The 19,550-nt window shown below is 43.9% G+C and carries 20 protein-coding genes and 1 riboswitch; of the genes, 6 read left to right on the plus strand and 14 right to left on the minus strand.

Annotated features, from left to right (window positions below; genetic code table 11):
• Positions 1-52 precede the first annotated feature (52 nt).
• The 9 genes from CSV77_RS12700 to CSV77_RS12740 all read right to left on the minus strand — a co-directional run bounded on the left by CSV77_RS12700 (position 53) and on the right by CSV77_RS12740 (position 9,716).
• Positions 53-721, minus strand: coding sequence for a methionine ABC transporter permease (locus CSV77_RS12700; protein ID WP_099630783.1), 669 nt, complete (start codon positions 719-721; stop codon positions 53-55).
• The gene (locus CSV77_RS12705; RefSeq protein WP_099673697.1) at positions 714-1,739 is read right to left on the minus strand and encodes a methionine ABC transporter ATP-binding protein; all 1,026 of its coding nucleotides are present in this window, start codon (positions 1,737-1,739) and stop codon (positions 714-716) included. The genes CSV77_RS12700 and CSV77_RS12705 overlap by 8 nt, the downstream gene beginning before the upstream one ends.
• A gap of 272 nt (positions 1,740-2,011) precedes the next feature.
• A riboswitch (SAM riboswitch) is annotated at positions 2,012-2,117 on the minus strand.
• Positions 2,118-2,166: 49 nt separating this feature from the next.
• Positions 2,167-2,466 carry a thioredoxin family protein gene (locus CSV77_RS12710; RefSeq protein WP_099673698.1) on the minus strand — a complete coding sequence of 100 codons (300 nt, stop codon included), beginning with the start codon at positions 2,464-2,466 and terminating at the stop codon, positions 2,167-2,169.
• A complete protein-coding gene (locus tag CSV77_RS12715; protein WP_099673699.1) occupies positions 2,447-2,812 on the minus strand; it encodes a toprim domain-containing protein in 366 nt (121 codons plus the stop codon). The genes CSV77_RS12710 and CSV77_RS12715 overlap by 20 nt, the downstream gene beginning before the upstream one ends.
• A 62-nt stretch (positions 2,813-2,874) precedes the next feature.
• Entirely contained in the window at positions 2,875-3,255 is a 381-nt protein-coding gene (gene gcvH / locus CSV77_RS12720; RefSeq protein WP_085131467.1) for a glycine cleavage system protein GcvH, read from the minus strand.
• A gap of 76 nt (positions 3,256-3,331) precedes the next feature.
• The gene (locus CSV77_RS12725) at positions 3,332-3,691 is read right to left on the minus strand and encodes an arsenate reductase family protein (protein ID WP_099673700.1); all 360 of its coding nucleotides are present in this window, start codon (positions 3,689-3,691) and stop codon (positions 3,332-3,334) included.
• A 608-nt stretch (positions 3,692-4,299) separates the two neighbouring features.
• A complete protein-coding gene (locus tag CSV77_RS12730) occupies positions 4,300-6,099 on the minus strand; it encodes an acyl-CoA dehydrogenase family protein (RefSeq protein WP_369802769.1) in 1,800 nt (599 codons plus the stop codon).
• Between the two features lie 30 nt (positions 6,100-6,129).
• Positions 6,130-7,305, minus strand: a complete 1,176-nt coding sequence (locus CSV77_RS12735; protein ID WP_099630778.1) for an acetyl-CoA C-acetyltransferase — start codon at positions 7,303-7,305, stop codon at positions 6,130-6,132.
• Positions 7,306-7,331: 26 nt separating this feature from the next.
• Complete coding sequence (locus CSV77_RS12740; RefSeq protein WP_099673701.1) at positions 7,332-9,716, minus strand: 3-hydroxyacyl-CoA dehydrogenase/enoyl-CoA hydratase family protein; 2,385 nt, start codon at positions 9,714-9,716, stop codon at positions 7,332-7,334.
• A gap of 208 nt (positions 9,717-9,924) precedes the next feature.
• Here CSV77_RS12740 and CSV77_RS12745 point away from each other — a divergent pair, with 208 nt between their 5' ends.
• Positions 9,925-10,245, plus strand: a complete 321-nt coding sequence (locus tag CSV77_RS12745) for a thioredoxin family protein (RefSeq protein ID WP_099630776.1) — start codon at positions 9,925-9,927, stop codon at positions 10,243-10,245.
• Positions 10,246-10,486: 241 nt separating this feature from the next.
• A complete protein-coding gene (locus CSV77_RS12750; RefSeq protein WP_099673702.1) occupies positions 10,487-11,002 on the plus strand; it encodes a C39 family peptidase in 516 nt (171 codons plus the stop codon).
• On the opposite strand, the gene CSV77_RS12755 is transcribed toward CSV77_RS12750, so the two are convergent.
• A complete protein-coding gene (locus tag CSV77_RS12755; RefSeq protein WP_099673703.1) occupies positions 10,991-11,878 on the minus strand; it encodes a 5'-3' exonuclease in 888 nt (295 codons plus the stop codon). The genes CSV77_RS12750 and CSV77_RS12755 overlap by 12 nt on opposite strands.
• Before the next feature lie 114 nt (positions 11,879-11,992).
• On the opposite strand from CSV77_RS12755, the gene CSV77_RS12760 reads away from it, so the two are divergent.
• Both CSV77_RS12760 and CSV77_RS12765 read left to right on the plus strand, forming a co-directional pair.
• Positions 11,993-12,499 carry a hypothetical protein gene (locus CSV77_RS12760; protein ID WP_233212242.1) on the plus strand — a complete coding sequence of 169 codons (507 nt, stop codon included), beginning with the start codon at positions 11,993-11,995 and terminating at the stop codon, positions 12,497-12,499.
• Positions 12,500-12,526: 27 nt separating this feature from the next.
• Positions 12,527-13,156: a hypothetical protein gene (locus CSV77_RS12765; RefSeq protein WP_233212243.1), complete on the plus strand. Its 630-nt coding sequence runs from the start codon at positions 12,527-12,529 to the stop codon at positions 13,154-13,156.
• A 156-nt stretch (positions 13,157-13,312) separates the two neighbouring features.
• Here CSV77_RS12765 and CSV77_RS12770 read toward each other — a convergent pair whose 3' ends face one another.
• From CSV77_RS12770 to CSV77_RS12785, 4 genes are all read right to left on the minus strand, one after another.
• Positions 13,313-13,999 carry a DNA alkylation repair protein gene (locus CSV77_RS12770; protein ID WP_099630772.1) on the minus strand — a complete coding sequence of 229 codons (687 nt, stop codon included), beginning with the start codon at positions 13,997-13,999 and terminating at the stop codon, positions 13,313-13,315.
• A 24-nt stretch (positions 14,000-14,023) separates the two neighbouring features.
• The gene (locus CSV77_RS12775; RefSeq protein ID WP_099673704.1) at positions 14,024-14,437 is read right to left on the minus strand and encodes a CotY/CotZ family spore coat protein; all 414 of its coding nucleotides are present in this window, start codon (positions 14,435-14,437) and stop codon (positions 14,024-14,026) included.
• A gap of 108 nt (positions 14,438-14,545) precedes the next feature.
• On the minus strand, positions 14,546-15,565 hold the full coding sequence (locus tag CSV77_RS12780; RefSeq protein ID WP_099673705.1) for a YheC/YheD family endospore coat-associated protein: 1,020 nt from the start codon (positions 15,563-15,565) through the stop codon (positions 14,546-14,548).
• Positions 15,566-15,571: 6 nt separating this feature from the next.
• A complete protein-coding gene (locus CSV77_RS12785; protein ID WP_099673706.1) occupies positions 15,572-16,795 on the minus strand; it encodes an ATP-grasp domain-containing protein in 1,224 nt (407 codons plus the stop codon).
• 309 nt (positions 16,796-17,104) lie between these two features.
• On the opposite strand from CSV77_RS12785, the gene CSV77_RS12790 reads away from it, so the two are divergent.
• Positions 17,105-18,505, plus strand: coding sequence for an FAD-binding oxidoreductase (locus CSV77_RS12790; RefSeq protein ID WP_099673707.1), 1,401 nt, complete (start codon positions 17,105-17,107; stop codon positions 18,503-18,505).
• Entirely contained in the window at positions 18,502-19,476 is a 975-nt protein-coding gene (locus tag CSV77_RS12795; protein ID WP_099673708.1) for a bile acid:sodium symporter family protein, read from the plus strand. Before CSV77_RS12790 ends, CSV77_RS12795 begins: the two co-directional genes overlap by 4 nt.
• Positions 19,477-19,550: the final 74 nt, after the last annotated feature.

Consider the following 19,550-nt stretch of genomic DNA (forward strand, 5'->3'; position numbering starts at 1 on the left):
CCTTTCTATTATAGAATATTTCTATGGTTAACAGGTTTCCCTGAAAATCCTATTATCGCTTGTCCAAACGTTTTGTAATGAAATCACCAATAAATTGAATGATAAATACGATAATCAATACTAGAATCGTTGCCATTAACGTGACATCTTCGCGACTACGCTGGAACCCTTCCAAATACGCAAGCGTACCTAGACCGCCTGCGCCGATCACTCCCGCCATCGCGGTATATCCGACGAGCGCAATCGAAGTTACCGTAATTCCGGAGACTAGTGCTGGCATGGATTCTGGCAACAAAACTTTGAAAATGATTGTGGACGTTTTAGCCCCCATGGAACGCGCTGCTTCGATAACCCCTTTATCGATTTCCTGCAATGCAATCAACACCATTCGGCCATAAAATGGAGCGGCACCGATAATTAATGCGGGTAACGCGGCATTCGGTCCACGCATACTGTCGAATAATAATTTTGTAAATGGAATCAATAAAATAATCAAAATGATAAACGGAATCGATCGGAAAATATTCACGAAGGCGCCTGTAAAGACATTGGTGATTTTATTCGCCCATAACTGCCCTGGACTTGTTAAAAACAACAACAAACCAAGTGCGATACCCAAGACAAATGTAAAGAACGTGGAGTAAGCCGACATATAAAGCGTCTCACCTGTTGCTTCCCACATTTTATCCCAATTCACGTTCGGGAACCATTGCTCAATCATGAATCAGCACCTCCGTCTTCACTTCATTGGCATCTAGGAAAGCAATTGCTTCCTCTATAACCGCCACGTCCCCTACTAGTTGCAAGACGAGTGTGCCGTATGCGCCGTCACGTGTTGTCGAAATATTTCCTTGCACGATGTTGACATCAATTGGGAATTTGCGGATTAATTCAGCAAGCACCGGCTGCTCAGTACGTTCGCCAATGAAAGCTAGCTTGATCAACTTGCCATGAGGCGACTCTTGCTGTAAATGTGCCATCGCTGCGTCCGTATCGCCGGTATCGGTTACTTGTGAAATGAAACGCTTTGTAATATCCGCTTGTGGGGATTGGAAGACATCCAGTACATTGCCCATTTCCACGACTTTCCCCGCCTCCATGACCGCTACACGATGACAGATCTTCCGGATGACGTGCATTTCATGCGTAATCAACACAATCGTTAGTCCAAGACGCTCATTAATATCTGTTAGTAAATCAAGAATCGCATTCGTCGTCTCTGGATCTAGTGCGGATGTCGCTTCATCACAGAGCAGGACTTCAGGATCATTTGCAAGCGCGCGCGCAATGCCGACACGTTGCTTCTGACCACCTGATAATTGCGATGGATACGCCTGTTCTCGACCTGTCAATCCAACGAGATCGATCAATTCCTTCACTTTTTGCTTTCGTGCCGATTTCTTTACGCCAGCAATTTCGAGAGGAAACATGATATTCTCTTCTACTGTTCTAGACCACAGTAAGTTAAAGTGCTGGAAGATCATGCTGATTTTCTGACGCGCATTCCGAAGGCCAGCACCTTGTAATGAAGTCATTTCTTGTCCGTGAATCATGATACTGCCGGACGTAGGCGTTTCAAGACCGTTCAATAGTCGAATTAATGTACTTTTTCCTGCCCCACTGTACCCGATGACGCCGAAAATTTCTCCCTCTTTGATGGCTAATGTCACGTCATCTACCGCGACAATTTCTGAACGGTTCAATTGGAACTTTTTATGAACGTTTGTTAGTTGAATCATTTTCCGCACCACCTTATTAAGTCTTTTTAATCTGTTTTTTAGAAAACTACAAGCACTAGGCCCCCGGGTCGTTTCAGACGTACCAAAAAGGCAAAGAGCGCCTTTGTGGTAAGTCCTCCAACGCCTGTCGAGCCTACACGGCGCTTTCCGCTTTTGTATCATCCAGCTACAAGCGCCAGGCTCTCGGGTCGTTTCCGCTTTTGTTAATAAAAAAAGCCTTCCTGCAGATAAGCAGAAAGGCCGAACGTATGTAGTTATGTACGTTACCACTTCTCTCATCTACCAAAGCATTACGCATTGAGTGATTTGGCACCATTTCACATATGTGACGGTTGCCGGGCTTCATAGGGCACTTCCCTCCGCCGCTCTTTATAAGAGTTACATATTCAATTGATTAACTACTTATACCATACTTTGATTTCGATTGTCAACTGAGCTTCTCTAGCAGATACGGGACGGAGTGAAAGGCATAAATCTTTTCTAAAGGTTGTCCTTTGCGCTGAATGAGTAAACAAGGAACGCTTTCCACCTCATATTCTATTGCGATTTCTTGGACATAGTTTAAGTCCGCCTTTCCAATCGGTAGTTTCGGGCGCATTGTCTCGATCACCGTAAGCATTTTTGAAGCGACTGCACACGTTCCACACATTGGTGTATATAAATAAAAAGCGGCTACTTGCTCTGTCGCCTGTGTGCGTTGCCAGTCTTCAATTGTCCAATGATTCATGTGGTCCACCTGCCAAATACTTGGAATGTACTTTAAAATTAGCAGCAGCTAAAATGCTTGCCAATAGCTTAACGGGAGTCGTTTCCACTTGACGGTAGAGACGATCCGTGTATAAATGTCTCGCTTCTGGATACAGTTGTTTGAACAGCTTACGAATGGACTCACCGGAGACGTCCGCATCCATAAAGACGAACAGATCTTGCTGCTCGTACGGTTCAAGCAGTTCTTCAATATGATACGCACTGATTGTGCCATTCGTACAAAGAATCTCTACAGGCTCTGCAAGGATCGGTACTAGCCGCTTACGATCCGAACCGCCTTCTACAATGAGAACTTTCGGGTCCATCCAGTTTCCTCCTAGCGTGTAAAAAAGCGCTGAGAAGTTCCAGCGCTTTTTCTATTGGAATATTATTCAGCTGTCATTTCTTCGTACTGCTCAGCTGTCATTAACTCATCCAGTTCAGCTTTGTTATCGATTTCAACTACTACCATCCATGCGTCTTCATATGGAGATTCGTTAACCAATTCAGGGCTATCTTCAAGGTTTTCGTTCACTTCTACAACTTTACCAGTTAATGGAGCGTACAATTCAGAAACCGTCTTCACTGATTCAACGCTTCCGAAAGGCTCGTCTGATTTCAATTGATCGCCAACCTGTGGCAGTTCAACGAATACGATATCCCCTAGTTCAGACTGTGCGAAATGTGTGATGCCGATACGGTATTTACCGTCTTCTTCTTTTACCCACTCATGCTCTTCTGAATAACGCAAATCTTTTGGTGTGCTCATGTCGTTACCTCCAAAAATATAATAGTTTAACTTCCTTTAGTTTGCCATAGTTCCCCTGTAAAGACAAGAACCTAGATCACTTCTTCCATGTTTCCGTGAACGTGGTTTCATTAAATCCAACGGTCACTTTTTGGTCGTCGGAAACGATTGGGCGTTTGATAAGCATTCCGTCTGAAGCGAGGAGCGCGATCTTTTCATCATCCGTCATAGTTGGCAGTTTGTCTTTCAAATTGAGCTCACGATATTTCATGCCGCTCGTGTTGAAGAACTTTTTCATTTCAAGTCCGGAATTCGCGATCATGTTGCGCAGTTCGTCTTCGCTTGGAGGTTGTTCGGCGATGTTCTTTTCTTCGAATGTAATCCCCTCGTCCGTAAGCCATTTCTTCGCTTTGCGGCACGTGGTACATTTTGGATAGCCGTAGTATGTCATAGTCATAATAATCAATCCTTCCTTTTTTTCAGTATAGCAAATAAAGGGGGTTGGGTACTAGCTAAGTGCAGGGAGAAGCTTGCATGAGGATAGGGGTGGGGATTTGCGCTCTAGGCGGACGCGTTCGGGAGGGTGGGCGGTGAACCACACCCCTTCGCTTCGCTCGCTGGGTGTTTCACCTGTCCCACTGATCCTCCCCGAGTCGCCGCCTGCCGCTCCAATCCCTTGCAATGTGTGCGGGTGATACTCTTTATTGCGCATCGAAGTTAGGGTTGTAAACAATTTTGAACTTTAATTTCAACATTTGAATTTAAATAAGTAAAGACATAATAATACTTCACATACAAACGACAGTAAGTGATCTAAGTCTGTCCACTTTCAACGTAAGGATTGTAACGGAAGCTGGGGGCGACTCCCGGAGGATCAGCCCGATCAGGTGAGACAACTAAGAGAGCGAAGCGAACAGTTGGCTCACCGCGGGCCCTCGGGAAAGCGTCCCCCAGCTGCAGTGGAAATCCCATGACATCACTCTTCACTCACTGAACTTGAACTTAAACAAATACCAACCAAACCAAAAAACGCCCCACATAGGAGGCGTTCTGTCTAAACTATACTCAAACGACATACTTCTCTGCTTCGATCAGCTTCACTGAAGCCTCACGCTTCTTCGCAATCAAATTATACGGATTATTACGAGTCAACTTGCGCAAAGCCGAAATCATCATACGCTGGTTGTCGCCGTCGACCGCTGCCAGCAATGTCTCTTTTGCTGCCGCTTCGATACGTCCGAACGCTTCCTGACAGAAAATCTGTGTATATAGAAGCTTTTGCTTCTCTTTCTCTTCACCATTCTTGTTGATGGCCTTCTCCGTACGAAGCACTGCAGACTCCATACCGAATAAATCATTCGCAATATCTGCGATGTTCACAAGAATCTCTTGCTCCTGATCGAGCTTCGCACCGTAACGCTGTGCTGCAAGTCCCGCAACCAAGATACCGATCTTCTTCGCATTCTTCACAAGCATTTTCTCTTGAGCCAACGCTTCGTCGCCCACTTCTTCCGGCATCAGCATTAACAACTCTTCTTGCAATGCTTGTGCTTGTTGAAGCAATGGCAATTCGCCTTTCATTGCTTTCTTCAAGAACGTGCCTGGAACGATCATACGGTTGATTTCATTCGTTCCTTCGAAGATACGGTTAATACGGGAGTCACGGTAGATGCGCTCTACTTCATACTCTGCCATGAAACCGTACCCGCCGTGAATTTGTACTGCCTCATCAGATATATAATCCAAAACTTCTGAACCTACTACTTTGTTAATAGAACATTCAATTGCGTATTCAGCAATCGAAGCCGCCACTTTTGCGCCGTCCTTTTGCTCTTCAGGGGTCATCGCCGCGTTCCGCTCTTCGAAGTACCCAACCGTACGATAGATCAAACTTTCTGTTGCGTACAACTTAGAAGCCATCGTACCGAACTTTTCCTTCGTTAAGTTGAATGAAGAAATCGGTGTGTCGAATTGTTTACGCTGGTTAGCATATTTGATAGCCAATTCAAGTGCACGTTTGGATCCGCCAATTGTACCTACTCCAAGCTTGTAACGGCCGATGTTCAAAATGTTGAACGCGATGACGTGACCGCGACCAATTTCCCCTAATAAGTTTTCAACAGGTACTTCCGCGTCTTCTAAGATCAATGTACGTGTAGAAGAGGATTTGATCCCCATTTTCTTCTCTTCTGGTCCTACGGAAACGCCTGGGTACTCTCTTTCCAAAATAAATGCTGTGAATTTGTCGCCATCTACTTTTGCGTATACTACGAAGACATCGGCAAATGCAGAGTTCGTGATCCACTGTTTTTCACCGTTTAGTACATAGTGTGTACCCGCAGCGTTTAATTTAGCAGTGGTCTTCGCGCCTAGTGCGTCTGACCCTGAGCTCGGCTCTGTCAATGCATAAGCCGAAATTTTCGCTCCACTTGCAGAGTTCGGCAAGTATTTCATTTTTTGTTCATGGTTACCGAATAACACGATCGGCAAAGTACCGATTCCTACGTGTGCACCGTGGGTAATCGAAAAGCCGCCTGCTACGGATAGCCTCTCCGCGATCAATGCGGATGAAATCTTGTCCAACGCAAGACCTTCATACTCTTCTGGAATATCCGCAGCTAGAAGTCCTAGATCTCCAGCTTTCTTCAGCAATGTTACGGAGTTTTCAAACTCATGGTTCTCTAGCTTTTCAATTAACGGCATGATGTCGTTTTTTACGTACTCTTCCGTTGTTTTGGCGATCATCTTTTGCTCATCTGTAAAATCCTCCGGTGTGAAAACGCGACTAGCGTCCATGTCCTCAGTTAAAAATGCTCCACCTTTTACGAATTCAGTCATAGTAGTTCCCTCCATAGCTTTAGTCATGTAATTTCCCCCTATTTGTTTGTCTGTTTTTTATAGAACTTCGAATACTCCAGCTGCTCCCATTCCGCCACCGATACACATCGTGACGACACCGTACTTTTTGCCTTGGCGTTTCAATTCATTAATTAATTTCAAAGTCAAAATCGTTCCTGTTGCACCTAATGGGTGACCTGATGAAATCGCTCCACCATTGACGTTCACTTTATCCATATCCAATCCAAGTTCGCGAATCACAGCGATTGACTGGGATGCGAACGCTTCATTGAGCTCGAAAAGGTCGATGTCTTCAATAGATAGACCGGCTAGTTTCAACGCTTTCGGCACGGCTACTATCGGTCCGATCCCCATCACTTCTGGTGGAACGCCGCCTACTGCGAATGAAAGAAATTTTGCTAACGGCTGTAGTCCACGCCCTTCAGCCACTTCTCTATCCATTAATAAAACCATTCCTGCCCCGTCAGAAGTTTGTGATGCGTTACCTGCCGTTACGGAACCTTGCGCTGCGAATGCCGGACGTAATTTCCCGAGTATTTCAGTCGTTGTCCCTGGACGTACACCTTCATCCATTTCGAATAAAATGGTTTTTTCCTGGTACTTGCCGTCCGCGTCGACAAAACGCTTCGTTACTTCGACGGGTACAATCTCATCGACAAATTTATCTTCTCTGATTGCGGCTTCCGTACGTTTATGTGATTCAACTGCGAACGCATCCTGATCTTCACGGGAGATACCGTATTTCTGCGCCACTTGCTCCGCTGTATGCCCCATTCCCATATAGTATTCCGGTGCGTCTTCCGCCAGTTTATAGTTCGGACGAATCGTATTGCCCATCATTGGGACCATGCTCATCGATTCAACGCCACCTGCTAACACTGCTTCGGAGTGACCCAGCATGATGCGTTCTGCCGCATACGCGATTGACTGCAAACCGGATGAACAAAAACGGTTGACTGTTACAGCTGGTGTCGTGTCGGGTAAACCTGCCAACGCACCGATATTACGCGCGACATTCATTCCTTGCTCTGCTTCTGGCATCGCACAACCGATGATTAAATCGTCAATTGGTCCATCATAATTCCCTGCACGCTTCAATGTTTCCTTTATAGTCAACGCCCCAAGATCATCCGGACGGACAGTTGCCAACGAACCTTTTCCTGCTTTTCCAATCGGTGTTCGAGCACCGGCTACAATTACTGCTTCGCGCATTCTGTTTCCTCCTTTAGCTATCCTCATCAGTTACGTAACGGTTTCCCCTTGACCAGCATATGCTGCATACGCTGCTGTGATTTCGGTTCTGCCACTAAACTTAAAAATGCTTCGCGTTCTAAATCAAGTAAGTACTGCTCATCGACACGTGTACCATAGGGAACTTTTCCGCCTGACAGTACGTAAGCGAGTTTCTTCGCAATCTTTAAATCATGTTCGCTAATGAATCCAGAAATGAACATCCCTTCAGCTGCCAGCAATAGTGTCGCATAGCCAGAATCGCCTGTTACAGGAACTTTCGCTCTCTTCGGCGCTACATAGCCCGCTTCGAATAATGACAAAGCCGCTTGCTTCGCGTCGTAGATTAGATGATCCGGATTGACACTTATGCCGTCTGCAAAGTCGAGGAAGTTGTTCTCTCTTGCCTCTTCAGCAGAGGTCGACGTTTTCGCCATCGCAATGGATTCAAATACTTTATTCGCAATATATTGATAATCAATAGGGACACCGTTCGGTAAACCTTTTAAGTGCTTCTGATACAAGTTGACGTTTCCGCCACCTCCTGGAATCAGGCCTACCCCTACTTCAACTAGTCCTATATACGTTTCCATAGATGCCTGAATATGTGCAGCCGGGAGACAAACTTCTGCCCCGCCACCTAGCGTCATTTGGAATGGCGCCGCAACAACCGGCTTCCCGCTATATTTGATCTTCAACATCGCATTCTGGAATGAACGGATGACAAAGTCGAGTTCAAAGATATTATCATCTTGTGCTTCCATTAAAATCATGCCAAGGTTTGCACCGACACAGAAGTTTTTCCCTTGATTGCCGATTACAAGCCCTTTGAAATTCCGATCCACTTCGTCTACTGCGAAGTTGATCATCTGAATAATGTCCAAGCCAATCGCATTCGATGGTGAATGGAATTCAAGTAATGCGATGCCGTCTCCAAGGTCGATCAAGCTTGCGCCAGAATTTTTCTTGATGACTCCGTGCTTTTTCTTATACTGCTTCAAGTTAATAGCTTTCTCATTCACTTGCACCATCTGATAGTCCGTGCCGTCGAAGTAGTACGTATCGCCATCTTCTTCTTTATAAAAAGTTTCATAGCCTTTATCGAGCAATGACTGAACGAGTTCAGGAATTTCCTTGCCTTCTTCTTTCAGCATGTCAACAGACTTCTTCACGCCGATCGCGTCCCAAATTTCAAACGGCCCTTGTGTCCAGCCGAAGCCCCATTTCATTGCGTTGTCGATCGAAACGATATCATCTGCAATTTCGCCATGAAGTTGTGCAGCATATAGCATCGTCGGTGTTAACGTATTCCACAAAATCTCGCCTGCACGATCTTTTGCATACAGTAACGTCTTCACTTTATTAGCTAGTCCTTTTTGCTGTTTCGCCATTTCTATTGAAGGCGCTTTCATTTTCTGTGTAGGTACATATTCAAATGTCTTCATATCCAATTCCATAATGTCTCGGCCTTTTTTCACATAGAAGCCTTGTTTGGCTTTTGCGCCGATCCAGCCATTATCGATCATTTTCGTTACGACATCAGGTAGTTCAAATATTTTTTGCTCTTCACCCGTTGTTTGATCGTAGACGTTTTTCGCAACGTGCATATACGTATCCAATCCCACGACATCTAATGTACGGAATGTGGCGGATGTCGGACGGCCGATCAATGTACCTGTAATCGAGTCGATTTCTCCGATTGTATAACCGCGTTCAAGCATTTCATGCACTGTCACTTGTAAACCATACGTACCAATTCGGTTAGCGATAAAGTTTGGAGTATCCTTCGCAATTACGACTCCCTTACCTAAACGATCCTCACCGAACACCGTCATGAACTCTACAACTTCAGGCGATGTCGCTTGAGTAGGAATAATCTCAAGTAATTTTAAGTATCTTGGAGGATTGAAGAAGTGTGTTCCTAGGAAGTGTTTCTGGAAATCTTCCGAACGTCCTTCCGTCATCGCTTCAATACTGATCCCCGATGTATTGGATGAAATAATGGTGCCTGGCTTTCGCACATTTTCAATCTTTTCATATAAACTCTTTTTAATATCCAAGTTTTCTACAACGACTTCAATGATCCAATCTACGTCTTTTAATTGATCCAAATGGTCTTCGAAGTTTCCTGGTGTAAGTAATGACAAGCTTTTCTTCGTTGTCAGAGGAGCTGGTTTTTGTTTTTGTAACTTCTCTAACGCTGTAGCCGCGAATTTATTGCGGAATTGCGGATTATCATACGTTAAGCCTTTTGCCTCGTCATCTGCACCTAATTTCGGTGGTACGATATCTAGTAAAAGTACGGGAATGCCTATATTTGCTAAGTGTGCTGCGATACCAGAACCCATAACTCCAGATCCTAAAACTGCCGCTTTTCTAATTTGATAAGTCACGTGCAATCCTCCCCTTATGTTTCTTGAATGAACGCTCATTCATTTATCGTGTAAAAAAAATACGCGTTGCCTATAATTGCTAGTATAAATCATTTGAAACTATTTCGCAATATTTATTTTGTATTTAATCAGACTTTTTAAAATAAGCAATTTAATACCAAACCTTCTCTATTCATTGTACACTATTTACTGAATGGAGGCGATTTTGTTGAAAGAAATTAAAACAGCTACGGAGTTTGAAGAAATCATTGCGAGTGACCAACCAGTACTTGTGAAGTTTGAAGCAGACTGGTGCCCAGACTGTAAGCGTATGGATATGTTCATTGATCCAATCGTTGAAAAATACGATACATACACATGGTATGAAGCGGATCGCGACGTTATTCCTGAAATTGCTGAAAAGTATGAAGTAATGGGAATTCCAAGTCTATTAGTCTTCCAAAATGGCGAGAAGCATGCACATCTACATAGTGCGTTTGCGAAGTCACCTGAACAAGTTACGGAGTTTTTAGACGAAGTGAAGATTTGAAGTTGATAGGTGAAAATGCTGAGAGCCAATAGGTTCTCAGCATTTGCTTTATAGAGCGGTTGTATAACATGTATGGGCGGTTGCTTGGCTGCATTGAGCGGGTACGCAACTTGTATGAGCGCTTAGCCTGCTGCATTGAGCGCATAACTGGATTGATAGAGCGCTTAAGCAACAACTATGAGCGCCACACATCAATCCCCCTTCACAAACAACAACTTTCCCTAGAAAGGAGACGTTCTTCATGTCCAACTACATAGAAGTGAAAGGCAAATCCCAATATGACAACGACATTGAACCAAGCTACCGTCCATCGGCTTGTGGACCTGTTACAGCGTATGTTTTGTTACGCCACTTCTTTCCGTCTGAACCGATTCCTTCTATTAATGAGTTGTATCGAACATTAGGTAGTACGAAGATTGGTTTGCCTACTTGGCGCTTTGTTCATAGGCTGAACCGAATACTCGGCTCGCACTGGCATGTGAAAGTTTGTCATGTACAGCAGGCAATTGAGCAAATTGATGAAGACCGGCCCGTTGCGTTAAAATTTGATAAGTGGTTCAAGTTCAAATGGCGCGGTCGTTTTTCATTCGATTATCACTGGGTCGTGATGGTCGGGTATGAATATGTAGAAAATCAACTGCATGTACTCGTTCATGACCACGGTGGCAGAAATTGCCCGAGCCGTGTACGTTCCATCCCTTATGAACCGAATAAAAAGATTTTGACGTTTGTTAAGATCGAACCGTTAAAACGGTGAAACAGGTAATCCTTGTTTAGCGATCATGGAATATCCTAGTTCTTCCATCACGTTAGCTGTTTCTGCAGTGAACTCGGGAATGATCAATTCTTCTAAAGGATCTTCGAGTTTGATTTCACAATGAATCGTTGCGAGCTCCTTCGAAATCATGAGCATTTCTTCTTCTGCATTCAGCTTCTTCTGTACACCGGCTGTTAATTTTTCTCTCGCCGCGAGCACACCATCAACCGAACCATACTCCTGTATGAGCTTCAACGCCGTCTTCGGCCCAATCCCCTTCACCCCAGGGTAGCCGTCACTAGAATCCCCAGTGAATGCTTTCATATCAATAAATTGCTTTGGAGTAATTCCATACTCTTCTATAAAACGAGCTTCCGTGTATTCATCATACTGCGTGAAGCCTTTTTTCGTTAGCGCAATTGACACATCGGGCTGTAGTAACTGAAGTAGATCTTTATCTCCCGAAACCACTGTCAATTTCGCTTCGTCTTTCCACGTTTCAATTAGCGAACCAATCAAATCATCCGCTTCCATATTCTTAATTCCGTAACTCTTCCATCCTAGTGTTTCCGATACTTCCCGTGCCATATCGAACTGGGGAATTAATTCCGGTGCAGGTGCAGGGCGATGCGCTTTATAGTCTGCGAATAATTCATTACGGAATGTTTTGGATCCCATATCCCAACACACCGCCAAATGTGTCGGTTGGAAAATCGAAATGGCACTCATCGTATGTCTAGCAAATCCTTGTACACCATTCGTCGGTACATCCAATGCATTTCGGAAAAACTGTCCGCTATGTGCCGTCGCAAAAAATGAACGGAACAACAATGCCATTCCATCCACTACTAAAATATGCGGTTTATTTTCATTCATTCTATTCCACTTCCTTTGTCTTAGTTTAGCACAGCTGTCGAACGAAGAGATAATAAGGTCAAATAACCAACAGACTGCATATGATAAAACGAATAGAAAAGGAGGCGTAAAAAGTTGAATCCACAAGATGAATTTATGGGGTATCCGCAATATACAAATCCATATTGGCAAGGTGCTGACCCGCAAGGCTTCTCCACAGCACAATCGTATTCTTCATGGCAACCTTGGTTCCCAGGTATGCAATGGTTTCCAAGTATGCCCGGCTTCCCTGGATCACCGAGTTTTCCACAGCAACCGAATTTCCCTGGACAGCAACCAGGTCGGCCAGGGAATCCAGAATCGCCAAATCAAGGCGGTCAGGCGGTTGCTCCCACTTCCGCGCCACCAAATCAAATACCGAGCTATCCAGAATTTCAGATGTTCGCGGTAGACCCAGGTGCGATCGCAGGTTGTTTGTATCGCTTTACGTATGTATGGACTTCTCGACGTAATGGATTCTGGTTTTATCCAACATTTGTCGGTCGACAATCCGTTGCAGGGTTTCAGTGGAATTCACGCAGATTCCGCTGGGAGTATATAGGCATTGATTTGCAACGTATTGAGCAGTTTCGTTGTGTGTGAAATTAGTCTAAATGAAGGAGTGATTGTTTGAATCATCAGGATGAAGGCATGTGGTATCCGAAGCTGCCTGACGGATATCCAAGTCAGCAGAATGAAGCACACCACCAACAGTATCACCCGCAATATGGTCAACAACAGCAGGGGTGGCCAGGTGGTTATCCAGGATATCCACCACCCAATCAACAAAATCCGCAATGGCCGCCTGGTTATCCAGGACACTCGGGGTATCCACCGCAACATCAACCCGGTTATCCAAGTTATCCTCATCAACCCGCCTATCCGGGGCACTCAGGGTATCCTGGTCAGCATGGATATCCAGGACATCATCAACAGCATGACAACCACGGTCATCACCAAGACCCTCATCACCATGGACAGCCAGGAGGTCATCCACAGCAAAGTGCACCGACTTCCGCTCCTCCAAATCAAATACCGAGCTATCCGGACGCTCAACTACGCGCAGTTGATCCGGGCGGCATAGCAGGCTGCTTGTACCGTTATACGTATGTATGGACTTCGCGAAACAAAGGATTCTGGTACTACCCGACATTCGTTGGCAGAACTTCAATTGCTGGGTATCGATGGGATCCACGACGGTACCGCTGGGAATATTATGGGTTAGATTTGCAAAAAATCGATTCATTCAGATGTATGTGAATTGAAATATTGCTTTCAAAATAATTTTAAGAGATGCCTGACTATTTGTCAGGTTTCTCTTATTTTTTATCGCCCCCACTACTTTACGATCTGAATAACGGCTTTTTGAAAAGCCGTATTCATAACTAAAAACCTAGTCACAAGACTAGGTTATTGTCAGCGCCTTTTCATACTGCGAAGTACTTGCTTCGTCTCTTGATCCACACGCGTCAACTCGGTAATTTTCTGTAACGCTTTATTATACGTAAATACATCCAATGAATTTCCCCCAGCCAAATAATCCAGTGTGGGGTCAGGCAACTTTACAAAACAACTAGACAACGCCCAAGCCACCGCCATTTTGACGTAATATCCTTCATGTTGCACATGATTTAGCAAACCAAGTACTCTGTCGATATAGTCGGACTCAATATAATAAACGAGCAACATGACAATTCCGAAGCGAAGTTCATATTCGTTCTCCGAAACTACATACGGTTGGAGGAATGACCAAACACGTTCCTTATGTTGTTTGGTCATTTTCAATCCTGAACAAAAACTGTCGCAAACGGACCAGTTATCTATTTTCGGAACAAATTTCTCTACGTACGTCAAAAGCTCTTCAATGTCCGCTTTTACGTAACCAATTACTAAACCTTGTAACATCACTTCTTCAAAATACTCATCATTCGCTGTCTGTAGATACGTCCGCCAATCATCTTTTGCAATGCCTTTTGCAAGTTTACGTAGTGCCGGCATTCGCACGCCAAGAATATTTTCGTTCGTCGGTATGAGTGCGGATGAAAACTTCTGATAGTCCGTATCTATTTGTTCAAAAATTTGTTTTCTAATTGTATTGTGCATATAAGTTCACCTGTTAGTTTGTATTTATTTTTTCGGTTCAATAGTAGGTAATTTTTTATCGACTAGCTTAGGGGGAAGTGGTGTGATGGTACAAAAACAATTGATATTGACTATAATACAGCTTTTCGTCTTCCTGAGGGAGTAAAATTCTTCGCAAATGTCTACTGGGTTGCCTTCCATATCGACTGGCTCCAGTAAAGTTAAGGTTGCACAGCATGTATCTATATCGAATTTTTCCAATCTGAAATAAGGAGTCTTTATACATTTATAATGGGCGCTGAATGGTGTGTGTAATTCGCAGTCATGAAGTGTAAAGGGGATCGTATCATAGACAGGGAACGAACAGACATATTGAAATCCTTGACTGAATGTAGCAATCAACTCTTGTTCTTCCAGTAATCTCTTCATCGCAACACAAATTGCACTAGGGGTAGTCATCGTTTTTCTTCCATCCCTTCATAGTATACGGTTCTACTATATATATGACAGAGCCCTAAGAAAGGTTAGGCACGGACAGACATTAATGGATTGTGCTAGGAATACACATCAGGTCGATTTATGTTGATTGGCAACATATACAGCATAAGGAACCAGATCCTTTGCTATATTAAATGCCAGTTCCTCATTTCCCGGTCTCCAATTCACTTCGAATATCCAAAGCTTATTATTTTCATCGACACCTATATCAATTCCAAGCTCATCAAATTCTATATCGAAAGTGCTTTCGAATTCATTGGTAAAGCGATCAGCAAACTTCTCTAAAGTCTGTCTCATATTCCTTCGTTCATCGCCAAATTCTCTTTCTAAAAACGATCTAAACATCCCCATACTGCCACCACGAGAAAGATTACTAGTCACTCTGTCCATCGTACCGATCCGAGGATAAATAATTGAAATCATCCATTTCCCTTCCCCGTCTTTCTGAACATGTAGTCTGAAATCATATGGATTCCCGTCTTTAGTTCGGCAGGATATATACGGCTGGACCAAATAATCTTGCCCACTGATTAAATCTTGAAGATCGGAAATAAGTTGTTTTCGATTTGTGGTTGTCTTCTCTGTATCAACTATCTTATGGTAATGCTCTCCATCTTGCTCGATGAACCAAATCCCCCTTCCTTGACTGCCGGATACTGGTTTCATAATCACTTTTTTATATTTCTTCATAGCATCCAACACATCTTCAGGTTGATCGATCCGTATCGACGGGATCAAATAATCCACAAATTCGGGCATTTTACTGATCCTTCTATAGACACTCATTTTATTGCCGACTGAGTGTGAAGTGAAAGGAACAATCTTACTTAATTTAGTATAGACTTCAATGTCCTCATCGGTCTTCATCCCGCATGCATTGTAAATGACATCGGGAAACTTCATGTCTCGTTCTATCCACTCGCCTTTTTCATATACATAACCCGAGATTACCTTCGTTTTAAAATTAACGCCTTGTGGCGAAAAGTAGTAAAAATTCACTCCTTCCATTTTAGCGACAGCTGCCCAGGCAAAAGCTTTATCTACTCTGCCCGGGTGTTTCCTTGAATGCAACATCCCCACTGTAACCATCTGCTCTCACTCCTCATTAGATTCTATATAAAACTTGATATTCCTCGCGGCATGCATGGCATTTCGTTTCGCTTTTGATGCGGTCTCGCCGGAAGCTATGACATAGCCGTACCGACTGCCCATTGAAATGGGCGGTGTCATGAATGTACCTTTACGTGGTTTCACGTAGACTTCCCGCACGCCTTCACGCTTCATTGCATAATTTTTACCTGTCACTTTCAACAGCGTGCCATACGTGTTCACGGTAATATAATGCGTATAGATATGATGTTCGTGTCTTCTTTTTAAATTGATTTCTTCACCCATAAAGAGCTTCAATGTCTCTTCCATCAAATTAATACCAAAGGCCTCTTCGATCATGCGATTCATGGCGCCACCCGATATTCGTGGATTCAACTCAATCAACTTCCAGGTATCTCTGACATATCGTAACTCGAGATGACAGGCGACATTTTTTGCCCCGAGGTCGTTACAAATCGATTCCACTGCGCTAACAAGCTTGGCATATAGTTTACTCTCTAGTGAAAGTTGAATATCATAACCGGTAATGATGAACTTCAAGTCTTTTTGAATATCCTGTTTAATGACCGCAACTAGATGGAGCTCTCCTTCCACCACTACTAGTTCAACCAAGTATTGTGGTCCGTCCAGATATTCTTCAATGACAATCTGCTGGGATGGATAGTTTTTCAACATACTTTTCATAACACGCGTCATTTCTTTTCGATCTTCTACGAGGTACACATCTCTTGACGCCTTTGACAGTGGCGATTTGATGATAAGGGGAAATGTCTCTTGCTCGCTGATGAACTTCTTCAAATCTAACGACGGCTCAAAAATCATAAATTTCGGTGTCGCTGCGTTTTTAGCCAATGCAGTTCTAGTTAACACTTTATCCTCCATTTTCAAATAGGCATCAGCAGAAATTCCTGCAAGGCAAAATTCATTTGCGAGATGCGCGGTCATCGATACAAATGGATCCACGAAACTAAAAATTCCTTTCAGCTTCAAACCCAACTTCTGTATTGCATAAATATGTTCACGGATCGTTGCTTCCGTTATGCGATCAATATGAATCATTTGTGTGACTTCCGGAAACTCCTCTCTTTGCTCGATAAACCTCGCATTCTCGGTTAACAACACCGTGGCGTAGCCTAACCTTTCTGCCGCCTTTATAGCTTCCCTGCTCGAACCACTCTTCGTGGTTTCCACAAACAAAATCGTATTCATTTCACACACTCCTCAGCCAAAGCCTGTCATTTGTATAGGTTAATAAAAATACAAATAAAACAGTCAGTTATTTTTGTGTTCTTTTATTCATATGAAAGGGTGCTGCTAGTCAGATAGGCCTTCGAACATGCATGGATATAGTTTTTATGCTTATGAAACATTGAATAAAAGGAGGAAGATTAGTGAACTATCGTTGAATTATTCAGATTAATAAGTATAATAGTATAATGTCCGATAAAATAGTTACAAAATTCTAATCAGTAGAATTACCTTCACCATCACTTATTCACCTTTAAGGAGAGAACAACTATGACAGCGACTACTGAAACAATCGTCCAGGCTTTACAAGGGGTATTAACCGAACAACAAGTGACCATCAATGAAACCGTGCGTGAACTTCACGGAAAGGACGAATCCTACCATACAATGAAATTACCGGATATTGTTGTGTTCCCTTCTTGCACAGACGATGTAATCAAAATTATGCGCGTATCGAAAGAGCTTAACGTAGCGGTCATACCATTCGGACTCGGCTCGAGCTTAGAAGGTAGTGTCATTCCGGATAATGGTGGCATCACAATAGACTTTTCAAACATGAATGCGATTCTAGACGTACGTGCAGAAGATTTCCTCGTTACCGTCCAACCAGGCGTCACACGAACTCAATTAAATAAAGAACTGAAGAAACATGGATTGTTTTTCTCTGTCGATCCGGGGGCAGATGCGACACTTGGGGGCATGGCGGCAACGAATGCTAGCGGCACGACTTCCGTCAAATACGGTGTCATGCGCGATCAAGTTCGCGATCTCGAAGTGGTCCTGGCAGATGGCACGGTCATCCATACTGGTAATAAAGCGGCTAAATCTGCATCTGGACTTCATTTAAACGGATTATTTGTTGGCTCAGAAGGAACACTCGGTTGCTTCACTGAGCTGACATTAAGCGTCTATGGTATTCCTGAATTTACAACAGCCGCCCGTGCATCATTCCCTACCGTTCATGACGCAGTGGAAGCAGTCGTTTCGATCTTGCAAGCAGGTATTCCGATTGCGCGGGTAGAATTGGTGGATGAGCCTTCTATTAAACAAGCTAATATCTTCAGTGAAACTCATTATCAAGAAAAGCCCACATTGTTCCTGGAATTCCATGGCAATGAAGCCGGGTTACAACAAGATGTCGAATTTACAAAAGAAATTGTTGTAGATCATCAGTGCACAACTATCGAATTTGAAACCGACAATGCAGAACGCAATCGACTATGGGAAGCTCGTCACAATCTGGCCTATGCCTATATTCATGGAAATCCCGGCAAAAAACTCATGGTCACAGACGTCTGCCTACCGATTTCCGAACTGGCGGATGCGGTCAATCATGCACGTGAAGTAGTCGAGTCACTTGAAATGCCAGGGGGAATCGTTGGCCACGTAGGCGATGGTAACTTCCACGTATTGCTAATGATGGATATGAATGATCCGGCAGAACTAGCGAAAGCCGACGAACTAAACGAAAAAATCGTTCACTATGCACTGGAACGTGGCGGTACGTGTACCGGAGAGCACGGTGTCGGAATCGGCAAACAGAAATACCAGCAACAAGAACACGGCGCTGCACTTCTTGTCATGCAGAAAATCAAACGAGCTCTCGATCCGGATAACTTACTCAATCCAAATAAAATTTTTCACCTGGATTCTGAGGTGACGAAACCATGAGAGCACTCGAAACAATCGGCTCTATCGCCGGAAAGTACTTTGCATTTTGGGTCATCCTGGTCGCTGTGATCGCGTTCCTGTTTCCGAATCCTTTCCTCGGATTGGGTGCATACATCACGATTTTACTCGGTGTTGTCATGTTCGGAATGGGACTGACGTTACGTGCAGTGGACTTCAAAATTATTTTGACCAATCCACTACCTGTAATCATTGGCGTAGCCGCACAATTTATTGTGATGCCACTCACTGCTTTCGGTCTTGCTTATTTATTGAAGCTACCACCAGAACTAGCAGCTGGTCTAGTATTGCTAGGATCTGTTCCAGGAGGTACTGCTTCAAACGTTATGGTCTATCTAGCAAAAGGAAATCTCGCATTATCTGTTGCGATGACATCCCTTTCTACTCTATTGGCACCACTTGTCACGCCGCTATTATTACTATTATTAGCTGGACAATGGCTACCCGTGGATGCGTTGTCGATGTTTAAATCGATCGTACAAGTCATCATCATTCCGATTGCGCTAGGATTACTCATTCAACGATTTTTCCCTCGGGCGGTTGCGAAAAGTGTATCCGTCGTACCCATCATTTCAGTCGTTGCGATTCTCATCATTGTCGCTGCGGTTACTTCCGCAAATGCAGGCAACGTCGCAAGCTCAGGTCTACTCGTATTTATCGCCGTGTTCTTGCATAACGGTATCGGATTACTTCTCGGTTATTTGATTGCACTTGGACTCGGATTGAACGAAAACGACAGACGGGCCATTTCACTCGAAGTCGGCATGCAAAACTCCGGACTAGGTGTAACGCTCGCCACTGCCCACTTCGGACCACTTGCTGCACTTCCAAGCGTATGGGGTGCTATCTGGCATAATATTTCCGGTCCAATTCTTGCGACAATCTGGTCGAAGAAGCCGACGAAAGTTATCGAGGAACCGGAAGCTTTGATTCAAGCAAAAGTACATGTATAGATCAACCACGCCATAACTCGATTTCCATGTCGATGTATGGCGTTTTTTATCTATAAAAATAGAAGAAAATAATA

It is taken from the genome of Sporosarcina sp. P16b (assembly GCF_002743065.1).
Classification (GTDB): domain Bacteria; phylum Bacillota; class Bacilli; order Bacillales_A; family Planococcaceae; genus Sporosarcina.

Bases quoted from the DNA above. Each gene is read 5' to 3' on its own strand.
- CSV77_RS12700 (WP_099630783.1), bottom strand. From the start codon at position 721: ATGATTGAGCAATGGTTCCCGAACGTGAATTGGGATAAAATGTGGGAA.
- CSV77_RS12705 (WP_099673697.1), bottom strand. From the start codon at position 1,739: ATGATTCAACTAACAAACGTTCATAAAAAGTTCCAATTGAACCGTTCA.
- CSV77_RS12710 (WP_099673698.1), bottom strand. From the start codon at position 2,466: ATGAATCATTGGACAATTGAAGACTGGCAACGCACACAGGCGACAGAG.
- CSV77_RS12715 (WP_099673699.1), bottom strand. From the start codon at position 2,812: ATGGACCCGAAAGTTCTCATTGTAGAAGGCGGTTCGGATCGTAAGCGG.
- gcvH (WP_085131467.1), bottom strand. From the start codon at position 3,255: ATGAGCACACCAAAAGATTTGCGTTATTCAGAAGAGCATGAGTGGGTA.
- CSV77_RS12725 (WP_099673700.1), bottom strand. From the start codon at position 3,691: ATGACTATGACATACTACGGCTATCCAAAATGTACCACGTGCCGCAAA.
- CSV77_RS12730 (WP_369802769.1), bottom strand. From the start codon at position 6,099: ATGACTAAAGCTATGGAGGGAACTACTATGACTGAATTCGTAAAAGGT.
- CSV77_RS12735 (WP_099630778.1), bottom strand. From the start codon at position 7,305: ATGCGCGAAGCAGTAATTGTAGCCGGTGCTCGAACACCGATTGGAAAA.
- CSV77_RS12750 (WP_099673702.1), top strand. From the start codon at position 10,487: ATGTCCAACTACATAGAAGTGAAAGGCAAATCCCAATATGACAACGAC.
- CSV77_RS12755 (WP_099673703.1), bottom strand. From the start codon at position 11,878: ATGAATGAAAATAAACCGCATATTTTAGTAGTGGATGGAATGGCATTG.
- CSV77_RS12770 (WP_099630772.1), bottom strand. From the start codon at position 13,999: ATGCACAATACAATTAGAAAACAAATTTTTGAACAAATAGATACGGAC.
- CSV77_RS12775 (WP_099673704.1), bottom strand. From the start codon at position 14,437: ATGACTACCCCTAGTGCAATTTGTGTTGCGATGAAGAGATTACTGGAA.
- CSV77_RS12780 (WP_099673705.1), bottom strand. From the start codon at position 15,565: ATGGTTACAGTGGGGATGTTGCATTCAAGGAAACACCCGGGCAGAGTA.
- CSV77_RS12785 (WP_099673706.1), bottom strand. From the start codon at position 16,795: ATGAATACGATTTTGTTTGTGGAAACCACGAAGAGTGGTTCGAGCAGG.
- CSV77_RS12790 (WP_099673707.1), top strand. From the start codon at position 17,105: ATGACAGCGACTACTGAAACAATCGTCCAGGCTTTACAAGGGGTATTA.
- CSV77_RS12795 (WP_099673708.1), top strand. From the start codon at position 18,502: ATGAGAGCACTCGAAACAATCGGCTCTATCGCCGGAAAGTACTTTGCA.